Origin of the sequence: Rhodococcus sp. BP22 (genome assembly GCF_014281965.1) — a bacterium.
Lineage (GTDB): Bacteria > Actinomycetota > Actinomycetes > Mycobacteriales > Mycobacteriaceae > Rhodococcoides.
The window spans coordinates 72524-86031 of the sequence record NZ_JACFTB010000010.1; the positions used below are offsets into that span (position 1 = coordinate 72524).

Annotated in this window: 12 protein-coding genes; 6 read left to right on the forward strand and 6 right to left on the reverse strand. The window is 62.8% G+C overall.

The genetic code is table 11. The annotated features are described in order from the left end of the window. Positions 1-28 precede the first annotated feature (28 nt). Together H2510_RS19465 and H2510_RS19470 are read right to left on the reverse strand one after the other, a co-directional pair. The gene (locus H2510_RS19465) at positions 29-1393 is read right to left on the reverse strand and encodes a rhodanese-like domain-containing protein (RefSeq protein ID WP_186629935.1); all 1365 of its coding nucleotides are present in this window, start codon (positions 1391-1393) and stop codon (positions 29-31) included. Positions 1394-1451: 58 nt separating this feature from the next. Further along, the gene (locus H2510_RS19470; protein ID WP_186629936.1) at positions 1452-2225 is read right to left on the reverse strand and encodes a sulfite exporter TauE/SafE family protein; all 774 of its coding nucleotides are present in this window, start codon (positions 2223-2225) and stop codon (positions 1452-1454) included. Between the two features lie 405 nt (positions 2226-2630). Between H2510_RS19470 and H2510_RS19475 the strand changes: the two genes are divergently transcribed. From H2510_RS19475 to H2510_RS19495, 5 genes are all read left to right on the forward strand, one after another. Next, the gene (locus H2510_RS19475; protein WP_186629937.1) at positions 2631-3092 is read left to right on the forward strand and encodes an NUDIX domain-containing protein; all 462 of its coding nucleotides are present in this window, start codon (positions 2631-2633) and stop codon (positions 3090-3092) included. A gap of 89 nt (positions 3093-3181) precedes the next feature. Then, positions 3182-4183 carry a hypothetical protein gene (locus H2510_RS19480; RefSeq protein WP_315901447.1) on the forward strand — a complete coding sequence of 334 codons (1002 nt, stop codon included), beginning with the start codon at positions 3182-3184 and terminating at the stop codon, positions 4181-4183. A 221-nt stretch (positions 4184-4404) separates the two neighbouring features. Beyond that, a complete protein-coding gene (locus H2510_RS19485; RefSeq protein WP_186629938.1) occupies positions 4405-5616 on the forward strand; it encodes an acyl-CoA dehydrogenase family protein in 1212 nt (403 codons plus the stop codon). Further along, positions 5613-6635, forward strand: coding sequence for a phosphotransferase family protein (locus H2510_RS19490; RefSeq protein WP_186629939.1), 1023 nt, complete (start codon positions 5613-5615; stop codon positions 6633-6635). The genes H2510_RS19485 and H2510_RS19490 overlap by 4 nt, the downstream gene beginning before the upstream one ends. Then, positions 6635-7372, forward strand: a complete 738-nt coding sequence (locus H2510_RS19495) for an SDR family oxidoreductase (protein ID WP_186629940.1) — start codon at positions 6635-6637, stop codon at positions 7370-7372. Before H2510_RS19490 ends, H2510_RS19495 begins: the two co-directional genes overlap by 1 nt. Positions 7373-7509: 137 nt before the next feature. Here H2510_RS19495 and H2510_RS19500 read toward each other — a convergent pair whose 3' ends face one another. Further along, positions 7510-8913, reverse strand: a complete 1404-nt coding sequence (locus tag H2510_RS19500; protein WP_186629941.1) for a PLP-dependent aminotransferase family protein — start codon at positions 8911-8913, stop codon at positions 7510-7512. A gap of 47 nt (positions 8914-8960) precedes the next feature. Between H2510_RS19500 and H2510_RS19505 the strand changes: the two genes are divergently transcribed. Next, positions 8961-9416 (forward strand): carboxymuconolactone decarboxylase family protein, encoded by a 456-nt coding sequence (locus H2510_RS19505; RefSeq protein WP_186629942.1) that lies wholly within the window; start codon positions 8961-8963, stop codon positions 9414-9416. A 14-nt stretch (positions 9417-9430) separates the two neighbouring features. Here the strand turns inward: H2510_RS19505 and H2510_RS19510 are convergent, their stop codons facing one another. The 3 genes from H2510_RS19510 to H2510_RS19520 are packed head-to-tail and all read right to left on the reverse strand — an operon-like array spanning position 9431 to position 13467. After that, complete coding sequence (locus tag H2510_RS19510) at positions 9431-10885, reverse strand: YdiU family protein (protein WP_186629943.1); 1455 nt, start codon at positions 10883-10885, stop codon at positions 9431-9433. Between the two features lie 30 nt (positions 10886-10915). After that, on the reverse strand, positions 10916-11956 hold the full coding sequence (locus H2510_RS19515) for an ABC transporter ATP-binding protein (RefSeq protein ID WP_186629944.1): 1041 nt from the start codon (positions 11954-11956) through the stop codon (positions 10916-10918). Then, the gene (locus H2510_RS19520) at positions 11953-13467 is read right to left on the reverse strand and encodes an iron ABC transporter permease (protein ID WP_186629992.1); all 1515 of its coding nucleotides are present in this window, start codon (positions 13465-13467) and stop codon (positions 11953-11955) included. The genes H2510_RS19515 and H2510_RS19520 overlap by 4 nt, the downstream gene beginning before the upstream one ends. Between the last annotated feature and the right edge of the window lie 41 nt (positions 13468-13508).

The window sequence follows — 13508 nt, forward strand, 5'->3', positions numbered from 1 at the left end:
CCCGGGTGCCGAGCCGAGGTCTTCCGGTTCAGTCAGATTTTTGCAGGCCGAGCTCTACTGCGCTGTCGTAGTCGTCGTCGATGAGGACGACGCTGCGGTCTGCTCGATCGAGCAGTGAGGCTGCGATCGAGGCACGGTACCCGGATGCGCAGTGCACCCACATCTCCCCGGCCGGGAGCTCCTCGAGGCGATGCGGCAGTTCATGGAGGGGGATGTTGACGGCACCGGGGATGTGGCCGTCCGCGTACTCGGAGTGTTGACGCGTGTCGAGCACGAGCACTTCACGCTCACCGGCAGCGCTACCGAGTCCGGCGAAGTCGGATACCTCGTACGACCTCAATTCTCCATCACCGACGAGCGAATGAATGTCTCCGACTGCAGAACCGGAGGGGCGATCGATACCGATGCGCGCAAGCTCTCGGGTTGCCTCTGCAATCTGCTCGGATGATTCGCCGATCAGCGTCAGCGGCGCGCCCCATTGGTAAAGCCATCCGAGGTAGGTGACGAAGCTCGAGGACAGCTCGAAGCCGAGAGACCCATCGAGGTGTCCAGCGGCGAACGCGGTGCGCGCACGTAGGTCGACGACCCATTCCCCGGCGTCGATACGGCGACGAACTTCATCGGGATCGACGGGTTCGGGTATGGACAGGTCGATCGGAGCCGGCCCCTGGGTATTGATGACACCCATGTGCGCGTAGTACGCGGGATACGCGGACAAACCCGCAATCAACTCCTCGACATAGCTCTGTTCGTCCTGAGTCAATGCAGGATTGGACTGCTGCTGTTGGGCAATGGTGGAGGAATCGCCGGTAGTGGGGGTCGCGGAACAGAAGCTGCCGAAACCGTGGGTGGGGTAGACCTCGACATCAGCGGGGAGTTCGGCAGCGATACGACGGACCGAGTGGAACTGCGCGTGGGTGAGTTCTTCGGTGTGCTCGGAGCCGAGTAGGTCGGTGCGGCCGGTGGATCCGTAAAGCATCGAGCCACCGGTGAAGATCGCGATCGGCTCACCGTCATGGCGCAGAACGTAGCTGACGTGGTGATGAGTGTGGCCCGGGGTGTGCATGACCTGCAGTGTCATCGCGCCCGCCTCGATGATGTCGCCGTCGAGCACGGCTCGGCGCTCGTATTCGACGGGATCGCCGTCGGGGACGACGTACTCGGCACCGGTTGTGCGGGCGAGTTCGAGTCCACCGGTCACATAGTCGTTGTGTATGTGGGTTTCGAGCACGTGCGTGATCTTGGCGTTCTTGTCCGCGGCCAAGGCCTGCACTCGGTCGATGTCTCGTTGGGGGTCGATGACGACAGCAATGCCGTCGTAGCTGATGAAGTAGCTGCGGTCGCCTAGGCTCGAGGTTTCGATGATGGCGATGTCCGGTTCGGTCGCGTTCATGTGAGTGCTCCTTCGAGATCGTTTTCGGCATGCGGACAGGGCCTCGAGCCACTGACCGTCATGAGAGAAAAAGGGTGTCGACGAGCACGTAGCCTGCGACGGCGAACACCAGGTAGGCGAACCATTGCCGGAGTTTGTCGGCATCGACACGGTTGCTGAAGCGTCCAGCTACAAGGGACCCGACAATCGCGGCGGCGGCGAAGGTGAAGGTAAGGGTCCAGTTCCCACCGAGGCCTCCGGCTTGCGCGAGAAGACCCGCGGCGGAGTTCGCCACGATGACCACCAGTGAGGTTCCGACGGCAACACTCATCTCGATTCCCAACAGCAGCACCAAGGCCGGAATGATGAGGAATCCTCCACCGACGCCGAACAGTCCGGTGAGAACACCGACACCGAATCCTGTCGGTATGGACCGCGGTGCGCATCGTCGCCAGTCGATCCCGGAATTGCCGGTCCTGCAGGCAGTTCCGAGGTCGTCGTTGGTGCGCAGCATGCGTGTCCCTGCGACGATCATGACGATCGCGAAGCCGATCATCACGGCGGTATCAGGCAGGTGCCTGCCCACGGCCGTGCCTACCAGGGTGCCGATTATGCCGGTGGCCGCGAAGATTGCAGCCAGGCGCCATTCGATGAGTCGTGCCCGAACCTTGGGGATCGCGCCGGTTGCCGACGCGACGCCGATCACCAACAGTGAGGTCGGTATCGCCTCCGACAGCGGTAGCCCGAGGGCGTAGACGAGGACCGGAACCGCCAGGATCGACCCACCGCCCCCGAGGAGACCGAGCAGGATGCCGACTGCGACGCCGAGAATCAGAGCCAGGACCAGTGTCATCAGCTGTACATTGCTGCCTGGTCGCCGAGTGTGTCGAGGGTTGCGTGGAAAGTGATGCTCATGGTGGGAATCCTTCCGGCCGTCGAACTGCGGTAATGGAGTCCGACGAAGGTAGAGCTAACGGCGGAACAGTGAGCGGAAGATTTTGTTTCCTGTCGGTGCCGCCGGTTCAGGCGCGCATGTGCACTGGCGAGATGCTGGAACTTTGCTCATGACGTCGTCGACGTGGCGACCGCAGCCGGCCCAGGTCGTCTTGCCACACTTCGGGCATTTGACGGGGTTGCACATATCCAGTCCTGTCTGTCGAGTTCCTCAAGACTGCCATATACCAAGGGGGGTATGCAAGTACCCCCAGGGGTATGTCGGACGGGATTGCGAAGCAGTTGTATCTGCCATGCTGCTCAGGTGCCCAAGAAGAGTGCAGGTCTACTGCCGTTCAGACGACGCGGCGATGTCCTCGAGGTGTTGATCGCGCACCCCGGGGGCCCGTTCTGGAGTCGGAAGGACCTCGGCGCCTGGTCGGTCGTCAAAGGTGAGTACACCGACGAGGATCCCCGCGACGCCGCGCGACGCGAGTTCACCGAAGAGACCGGCTACGAGCCACCGGAAGAGCCGTCGATCGAGTTACCCGTCATCACTCAGCGCGGCGGCAAGATCGTGACCGTCTTCGCCGTCCAAGCAGACTTCGATCCCGCCGGCGCAGTCAGCAACACCTTCGAGATGGAGTGGCCGCCCAAGTCCGGCACGATGACTACATTTCCGGAGATCGATCGGGTCGAGTGGTTTTCGATCGACGAGGCCCGTTCGAAGCTCAATGCGGCACAAGTGGTCTTACTCGACCATCTACAGGAAAACGTGGCGGGTTGACGCTTGCGCCCCAGCCAGGAAATGGCGTCGGGCAAGTTGGTCACGAGCATCGTGTGTGTCTACGCTGCGGACGCACCAAGAGGTGCTCTGTGAAAAAAGGGGGAGCGACGATGCACGGGCCTGGTTCACCCACATGTTCTCGGTACGCCGCCGTTGCCACAGTGATGGCACTGTTGCTGACGGCCGGCTGTACTGCTGGGGCCACCGAACCCGCTCCGGCGACGTCGGTCGTCTCTGCTGACAGTCCCGACGCCCCCGCAGCAGTGGTGCCGGAATCAGCAGCGGTGCCTGAACCGGTGGAACTTCCTGGTGGTGGTAGGCAGCTCTTCCCGGGTCGTCGACTGGTCGCTCTCTACGGGCATCCTGGTTCCCCCGGGCTCGGTGCCCTCGGTGAGCAGGGCCCGGATGCAGCGATCGACCGGGTTCGGCACTTGGCAGCCCAATACCAAGAATTCAGCGATGTACCGGTCGTGCCGACATTCGAGCTCATCGCCACCGTCGCTCACCAGGAGCCTGGACCGGATGGGGACTACTCCGGCGAGGCCAGTGTGGAGATGTTGCGGCCATGGGTCGAGAAAGCGCAGCAGGCAGGCGTGTATGTGCTGTTGGATCTGCAGCCCGGGCGGGCCCGCTTCGTCGATCAGGCACGAATTTATGCAGAGTTGCTCGAGTTTCCCAATGTGGGAGTCGCACTCGACCCGGAATGGAAACTCGAGCCCGGCCAGTACCCACTGCAGCGGGTGGGTAGCGTCGATGCAGTCGAAGTCGAAGAGGTGAAAGCCCTGCTCGACGGTATCGTGACTGCAGGCGATCTACCTCAGAAGCTGTTGCTACTGCACCAATTTCAACTTCAGATGGTGCGTGGCCTCGAGCGCGTCGAGCTTTCCCAACCTGGAGTTCAGGTTCTGGTGCATATGGACGGGCAAGGTGGCCCGGCAGCGAAAGAGGAAACCTGGGCTGCCGTCCGAGACGCTCTGCCCCTGGGAACACCATTGGGCTGGAAAAATTTCTACGACGAGGACACACCGATGTTCACGCCCGCCGAAACGATGCTGCGACAGCCGCAACCACTGATGATCTCGTACCAATGATGAAGTAGAGACTGGAATGGACAGATCGTCTCGGCACTCGAGAGCGAGCTTCCCGATCGGTCGGGGGACCTGATACCTCAGTCGACCACGGAAGTGACTTCACTCGTGCAGCTGGCCCAGCATTGTGGAAGAGACGTCGCATCTTGACGGACCCGGCCGAATCATGGGACCGTGCTCCTTACCGAGCGATCGCTCGGTCGGAGTTTTCGAGGAGCATATCTGTGGCTATCGATCTGACCTACTCACCCCACGTCCAGGCCCTGATCGGCAAAACGCGGACCTTCATACGGGAAGAAGTCCTCCCGATCGAAGACGAATTCCTCGGAAACTTCACCGACGCAGGTGGCGATGAGCTGCGGATTTCGATGCAACAGTCGGCGAAGAAAGCGGGCGTGTTCGCGCCCCACGCACCGGTCGAATACGGCGGCGCAGGCCTGAACATGAGCGACCGCGCACCCCTGTTCGAAGAGGGCGGATACTCGCTCTTCGGACCCGCCGCGCTCAACATCGGTGCGCCCGACGAGGGCAACGTGCACATGCTGGCGCATATTGCCTCCGGACCACAGAAAGAACAGTTCCTGGCACCGCTGGCCGCGGGCGATGTCCGATCGGCATTCGCGATGACCGAACCCGCACCGGGTGCAGGCTCGGATCCCTCGGCGTTGAGGTCCACCGGAATCAAGGTCGACGGCGGCTGGCGCGTCGACGGGCACAAATGGTTCATCACCGGCGCGGACGGCGCAGGATTTTTCATTATCATGGCCCGCACCGCAGGTAAGCCCGGTGACCGCGGAGGAGCGACGATGTTCCTCGCGCCCGCCGACACCGAAGGTATCAAGGTCGGCCGCCACATCGGCACGCTCGACCAAGCGACGATCGGTGGACACTGCGAGGTCTTCTTCGACAATGTTTTCGTCCCCGACGAGAACGTGCTCGGTGCTGTCGACGAAGGATTCAATTACGCGCAGGTGCGTCTCGGACCCGCCCGCATGACACACGTCATGCGCTGGCTCGGTGCAGCCAGACGCGGACACGACATCGCTGTCGCACAGGTCGCGCAGCGTGAAGGGTTCGGCTCGGTCCTCGGCGATCTCGGCATGATCCAGAAGATGGTCGCCGACAACGAAATCGACATTGCCGCGACGCGAGCCCTGCTGGTCCAGGCCTGCTTTGCGCTAGATCAGGGCTCGACTGCCAGCAACGAGACGTCGATCGCGAAGACATTCGCCGCCGAAGCCGTCTTCCGGATCGTCGACCGCAGTATCCAGATGTGCGGCGGCCTCGGGGTTTCCGACGACCTTCCCCTCGCGCGGCTCTCGCGTGAAATCCGTCCGTTTCGGGTGTACGACGGCCCGTCCGAGGTCCATCGCTGGGCCATCGCGAAGCGGGTTGTCGGCGCCGCGAAAAGAGCAGCACGAGAGGCGAACGCATGAGCGAGCTAGAAGGCATGGACACCCCCGCGCTGAAGAGGTTCCTGTCCGACAGTGGCGTCGAAGTCTCAGGTGAACTCCGTGTCGAGCTGATCAGCGGTGGCCGCTCCAACCTGACCTTCAAAGCCTACGACGACACCTCGGCGTGGGTGGTTCGACGCCCACCCACCAGCGGGTTGACGCCGTCGGCGCACGATATGGCCCGCGAGTGGGCTGTCACGAACGCGTTGCAGAGCACGGAGGTTCCAGTTGCGAAGACCGTGGCCTTCGACGCCGAAGGGGTTGCTCTCGGCGCGCCCATGACCATCGTCGACTTCGATCCAGGTCGGGTCATTCGGACGCGCGCCGATCTCGACGATCTGTCCGACGCCGACATTGCCGCCAACACAGCGGAATTGATCCGGGTGCTCGCGCTGCTTCATTCGGTGGACTTCGAGGCCGTAGGGCTCGGTTCGTTCGGAAAGCCGGACGGTTTCGTCGGCAGGCAGGTCAGGACGTGGGCACGGCAGTGGGAGTCGGTCAAGACGCGCGATCTCGCTGATGTCGATCGGTTGCGGGACAAGCTGCAGGCAGCGATTCCGTCCAGGTCGGCGTCGAGCATCGTGCACGGTGACTACCGGGTGGACAACGTCATTCTCACCGAAGGTGACACCAGTTCCATTGCTGCCGTGGTCGACTGGGAGATGTCCACACTGGGTGATCCGCTCACCGACGTCGCATTGATGTGCGTCTATCGCCAGCCCATTTTCGACGACGTGCTCGGCGTCAGCGCGGCATGGACCAGTGATCGTTACCCGTCTGCGGACGAGTTGGCAGAACTGTATTCGCAAGCGAGTGGAGTCGAGCTGACCGACTGGAACTTCTACATAGCGCTGGCGAACTTCAAGCTCGGGGTCATCGGCGAGGGCATCACCCATCGCGCGCTGGCGGGTTCCGATACCGGTTCGGGGGCGGCAGCGGCAGCGGAAGCGACACACGAGTTCATGGCAGCAGGCTTGCGAGCGATCGAAGGGAAGAACTGATGGCCGGAAAATCTGCTCTCGTCACCGGCGGATCGCGGGGAATCGGTCTCGGAATCGCCACCCGCTTAGCCGAATTGGGGTATTCCCTGACCATCACTGCGCGAACCAAGGGGGCGCTCGACGCCGTCGAACCGACGTTGCGCGCGGCAGGTGCACCACGCGTGGAAACAGTCGCCGCCGACCTTGCCGATCGCGAGTCCGCCGACAAGATCGTCGCAGCACACCGTGAACACTTCGAGTCCATGGATGCCCTGATCCTCAATGCCGGCGTGGGAACAGCCGGTTCGATTGCCGACTACCCGATGCGTAGATTCGACAAGACTCTCGACGTCAATCTCCGAGCCCCGTTCACGTTGCTGCAGAGTTCGATGCCGCTGCTGCGTGCCGCGGCCGAACAGAACCCGGACAAGGGCGCGAAAGTCATTGCACTCGCGTCCCTCGCCGGCGTCTATTCCGAGGCCGGACTGGGCATCTACGGTGCCACGAAGGCGGCGATGCTCTCTCTGATCGACACTCTCAACTCGGAGGAAAGCGGTAACGGCGTCACCGGTACCTCGATCGCACCCGGATACGTGGACACGGACATGAGCGACTGGACCAAGGACAAGATTCCGGCCGACAAGATGATCCAGGTCGCCGACATCGTCGAACTGGCCACGAGCATTCTGAACCTCTCCTCCCGCGCCGTGGTTCCGCGCATCGTCGTCACGCGAGCCGGAGCGGGCCTCGGCGCCTGAAGGGCTTCGGGTGCATGCGCTTTCGCTTGTGCCCAATTCCCTTGCTTCAATGGTCCTTTCATACGAAACAATCGTATGAAAGGACCATTGAAGCGATCAGAGGGCCGCGGAATCCTTCCCGATCCGACTAATCGGGCTCAACCAACGCCTACAAGGACATTCACCAACGCGTCGACTGCAGCCGGGAACGTGTGCTCCGTCGGAGCGGAGTAGCCGACGAGAATGCCGTCCACCTTCGTGCCGGCGGCGTCGGGGTGTCGGAACCGCGAGAGCCCGTCGACGGCGACTCCGGCATCGCCGGCCGCGCGGAGCACCGCCGATTCCGTGCCCGGTGGGAGCGTCACCACTACTTGCAAACCCGCGGCGATCCCCATCATTGCGACATGTGGAACTCGTTCTCCGAGAGCATGGATCAGGTGAGCGCGACGACGTCGATACCGCTTTCGCATCGCGCGCACATGGCGGTCGTACCCGCCGGTGTCGATCAGATCGGCGAGAGTGAGTTGGTCGATTACGCCCACGGTCGATTCGCGAACACCTTTGGCCTCGAGGACCGGATCCAAGAGTCGTTCAGGAACGACCATCCAGCCCAATCGAAGCGCAGGAGACAGACTTTTCGACACCGAGCCCACGTACATCACTCGGTCCGGGTCGAGGCTTTGCATTGCACCTACCGGAGTTCGGTCGAACCGGAACTCGCCGTCGTAGTCGTCTTCCACCACGAGCCCTCCGGTCGTGCGCGCCCAGTCGACGGCGGTAGTGCGCCGTCGTGGGTGCAGTGATGATCCGGTAGGGAACTGGTGACTCGGAGTCAAAATCACCACCTGCGCGTCCGTGGTCACGAGTTCGTCGGTGATGCAACCGTTTCGGTCGACCGGAAGCGCGATCGTCGGGCCGGTCTTCTCGTAGATCGCTCGATGAAACGGGAGTCCGTACGATTCGACTGCGAACGGTGGAGCCGCGACCACGTCGGCAAGGATCTCCGCGGCGTGAGAAAAGCCGGCGCACACCACAATTTTGCGTGGATCGGTGACTACCCCGCGTGTGCGGGACAAATAGTCGGCCAGTGCCCGACGCAACTCGATCCGGCCGTGCGGATCACCCGGCCCGAATGCGTGCGTCGGCGCGGCAGTTATCGCGCGACGGGCGGAGGAAAGCCAGCGCGACCTGGGAAAAGTGGTGGGATCCGGCCTGCCGGAACGGAATTCGAATTGTGGTCGAATCTCGGCTCGAACAACGGCTCTGGCTTTGTCTCGCGGTGATCCAGGGCGATGCGCGACGCGGGTGCCGGAGCCTTGTCGTGCCTCCAGCCACCCCTCCGAGACGAGTTCGGCATAGGTCTCGGCCACCGTGTTTCGCGCAATTGCGAGGTCCTCGGCCAGCGCCCGGTACGACGGAAGCTTGAATCCGGATTCGAGACGACCCGAAGTGACTGCCTCGCGCAGCGCTTCTGACAGTGCTGCCTTGCGAGAGCCGCCCGGAGCGAGATCCAGATGCAGGTCGACGGCAGATGAACGTCGATTGACCAGATTTTCGACCACGGAATTGAACCATACCTGCGGTCACCTGGCCTCGTAGTGTTCCTGGCATGACAACACGAATTGACTTCGCATCCTCCGATCCTGCAGTCCGCAAGGCATTGGTCGCACTCGATGCCGCCACCAGAGCAGGAATCGATCCATCCCTGGCCGAGCTGATCAGGATCCGAGCATCGCAGCTGAACGGGTGCGCGTACTGCCTACACATGCACACTTCCGACGCACGCAAAGCTGGGGAAAGCGAAGAGAGGCTGGCACTGGTAGCGGTGTGGCGGGATGCAAGAAATTTCTTCGACGAGAAGGAGCAGGCCGTCTTGGCGCTCACCGAATCGGTCACCTTGATCTCGCAAGGTGGTGTCCCCGACGACGTGTACGACCGCGTCGCCGAGCATTTCGACGACCACGGCATCGCTCAGTTGATCGCACAAATCTTCACCATCAACGCGTGGAATCGCATCGGCATCACAACGCACCTGGTCCCTGGTGTCGACAACAGATCTGCCTAGTCTTCGAGCACGTATCAGGTCCCGCAGAACGTCCGGAAGCTCTCCGCGAACAGTTGCGGTGCAGGTTGCGCATAGTCCGACCAGCCTTCGCGGATGTCGAACGGATGTGTCACGACGTCGAGCAGCTTTTCGAATGGCTCGAGGTCGCCGCCCGTTGCCGCGCGCAGGGCGGCGTCGACGAGATGGTTCCGCGGGATGTACAGAGGGTTGATGCGGTCCATCGCCTTGGCTGAGTGGTCATGGTCGGTCAGGACGGACCGCCAACGGTCGAGCCACAGTCGGCTGTGCTCGCGCGGGATCAGAGCGTCGAGGGGCTCGGGGTTGCCGCGCAGTTCGTCGGCGAGAGCGCGAAAGGTGCCAGTCCAGTCGGCGCCATGGGTTTCCATGAGCTGGAGCAGGTCGTCGACCGATACGCCGTCGAGTTGCTCCTCGGTCAGGCCGAGCTTGGCCACCATGCCCGTCGCGAAGTGGCGTTCGTACCGATCGAAGAAGGTATCGAGAATGCCCGTCACAACCGGAATCGCTTGTTCGGGAGTAGGTCCGATGAGTGCGAGTAGCGTTTCGCCGAATCTGGCCAAGTTCCACTGCAGCACGGTGGGTTGGTTCCCGAAGGCGTAGCGGCGACCGTGGTCGATCGAACTGAATACTGCAGACCGATCGTAGGCATCGAGGAACGCGCAGGGGCCGTAGTCGATGGTCTGGCCGGAGATCGTGGTGTTGTCGGTGTTCATCACGCCGTGTACGAATCCGGTGAGCATCCATCGCGCGACAAGTGACGCTTGTGCTTCGACGACGGCCTCGAAGAATGCCGAGTAGTCCCCGGTCAGATCCGGATAGTGCCGGGCAATGGTGTAGTCGGCGAGCAGTTGCAGCTGGCCTTCCTGTCGTACCGCGAATTCGAACGTTCCGACGCGAATGTGGCTGGCGGCGACTCGGGCGAGCACCGCGCCGGGTTCGGGGCCTTCGCGCATCACGTCGCGGCCGGTGGCGGTGACCGACAGTGCTCGCGTGGTGGGGACGCCGAGGGAATTCATCGCCTCGCTGATCAAGTATTCGCGCAGCATCGGTCCCGTTGCGGCCAGGCCGTCGCCGCCGCGTGAGAAAGGCGTACGGCCAGACCCTTTGAGGTGCAGATCGACCTGACCCTGGGCGCTGCTGAGTTCACCGAGCAGTAGTGCGCGCCCGTCGCCGAGCATGGGGACGTATCCACCGAATTGATGCCCGGCGTAGGCCATCGCCACTGGGGTCGAACCCTCGGGAGCTGCTGATCCGGACAGGATGGCCACCCCGTCCTCACCGCGCAGCGCGTCGACGTCGAGTTTCAACGACGCCGCCAACTCCTCGTTGAGGACGAGCAGTCTCGGCTCGGGCGCGGAGGCGCCTTCCCACGGGACCGCAAGGGCCTCCAACTGGTCGGCAAAGGTGCTGGTGAGGCCTGGAATTGCGTGGAGCTTCGGGTGTACGGCCATAACCGAGGGTAACTGGGCGTGGACTCCTTTTCAGGCGGGGTAGGTCACGGCCTGGCCGACGACACGGACGCACACGTGGTCCCCGGGGATGAGGGTGGTGGCACCGAAGCGCCGGACCGTCACCCGTTCGGTGTCTATTCCTGTTGCGGTATCCAGGCGGATGCCGAGCAGCATTTCCGATCCGAGGTATTCGACGTCGATCACTCTTCCGGATACGCCCGTGCCGTCCGGGACGAGTTCTATCTGCTCCGGGCGCACCATGATGCGCGCGTCGCCATGAACGCCGTTCGATGTCACTGCGATGTCGCCGAGGGAGCAGCGGGCCGTGCCTTCGGTGACGAACGCTGCCAACACGACGGCGTCGCCGATGAATTGCGCGGTGGGGACGTCGATGGGCGTGGAATATATTTCGCTGGGGGTTCCGATCTGCGCGAGGCGGCCGGCGCTCATCACTGCCACGCGGTCAGCGAACGAAAGCGCCTCGGGCTGATCGTGAGTTACGAGAATCGTGGTGATTCCGGCCTTCTCCAGGACGCCGGCGACAATGCGACGTGTATGCGCCCGCAAACCGGCGTCGAGTGCGGAGAACGGTTCGTCGAGCAGCATCAGTTCCGGTTCGCGGGCCAGTGCCCGAGCTAGCGCCACGCGTTGCTGCTGCCCGCCCGAGAGTTGGTCGGGTCGACGGGTAGCGAAAGATGCGTCCAGCGAGACCATTTCGAGCAGTTCGGTGATTCTGGCTGTGGTCCGACCCCGCCGGGGCAACCCGAATCCGACGTTGGCACCGACAGTGATGTGCGGGAACAATGCCCCGTCCTGGGCGACGTAGCCTATCGACCGTCGGTGCGCGGGCGTCCACTTTCCCCCTGCAACGACACGTCCGGCGAGTGCGATGGTTCCGGCGTCCGGTCTTTCGAATCCGGCAATCAGACGAAGTAACGTCGTTTTGCCGCAACCCGATGGACCGACGATCGCGGTGGTGGATCCACTCTCGACGGTGAACCCGATCTGGTCCAAGACGGTCGTAGGTCCGAACCTTTTGTCGAGGCCGTGCACTTCGAGTGTGTAGGTCATAGTCCGGCTACCTTCTTCGACTGAGTGAAGAGTACGTATGTCATGGGTAGCGACAGCACGATCATCATGAATGCGTACGGCGCCGCCCCGGCGTAGTCGATCTCGCTGCTCAGCGACCAGAACTGTGTGGCCAGGGTACGAGTACCGGTCGGTGCCAGCAGCAGAGTCGCGGTCAACTCGTTGACGATTCCCAAGAACACCAATGCTCCACCGGCCGCCGTTGCTGGGGCAGCGAGCGGCAACGTCACTCGGATGAAGGCTGACAGCGGTGAGATACCAAGCGACTGTGCGGACTCCTCCAGACCGATGGGCGCTTGTGCGAGTCCGGCTCTCAGGTTCACCAGCGCGCGGGGCAGAAAGAGCAGTGCGTACGCCGCGATAACGACGGTGACCGTTTGATAGAGCGGCTGCAGGTAGCGGATGGACACGGTGATGAATGCCAGTGCCACCACGATTCCTGGTAGCGAACTCGAGATGTACGTGCAGGCTTCGAGGATGCGACTGAGTCGCCCGCGTCGGCGGATCGAAATCCAGGCGATCGGGAAGGCGAGAACACAGGTCACAACCGCGCCGGCAACACCGAAGCCGACAGTCTGGACTACCGCGGAGCCGAGGAAATCGAGCTCCCAGACCGCGGCTCCGCCGATGACGAGCCAACGGAGGACGCTGACCACTGGGACACCGACGGACAGAACGATGAGCGCCGCGAGGAACGATAACGCGGCCATCGAGTTCTTCCAACCGAGTTCGGCGGGGACCGCCCGACGCGCAGCGCCAGCGCCGATGCGGGCGTACCGCGCGTTGCCCCGGATGACCGATTCGATCACCAGCAGCGTGAGACAGAGCATCACCAGGACACTGGCGAGCATCGTTGCTGCCGACCCGTTGAACGTCGACTGGTACTGATCGAAGATCGCGGTGGTGAAGGTGTCGAACCGGATGAAGACGAATGCCCCGTACTCGGCGAGCAGGTGCAGGGATACCAACAGTGCCCCGCCCGCGATGGCCAGCCGCAACTGTGGCACCACGACCTGGAAGAACACTGCCCACGGTCCGGCTCCGAGAGCGCGCGCCGACTCCTCTACCGCCGGGTCCAGCCGACGTAGCGTCGCGGACACGGGTATGTAGACGAGCGGAAAGTACGACATCGTCGCGATGAGAACGCCGCCATGCAATCCGCCGAGGGAGGGGACCGTACTCACCCACGAATAACTGTTCACGAACGCCGGTACGGCAAGTGGCGCTGCCAGCAGCACAGCCCAGACCTTGGCTCCGAACACTCGGGTGCGTTCGACGAGCCAGGCTGCCAGGACGCCGACGACGATACAGATCGGGACGGTGATGACGACGAGCAAGACCGTGTTGGTGAGTAGTTCCCCAACCCTGGGTCGGAACAACAACGACGACGCGGTATCCCAGCCCGTGTCGATACTTTCGACGATCACGTACCCGAGCGGGATGATCGATGCGGCCGCCACGATAAGCGCGAAAGCAGCCAAGGGCACCGAGATGCGACGTCGGGATCTCTCGCGACGCAACGTGTTCGGCTCCC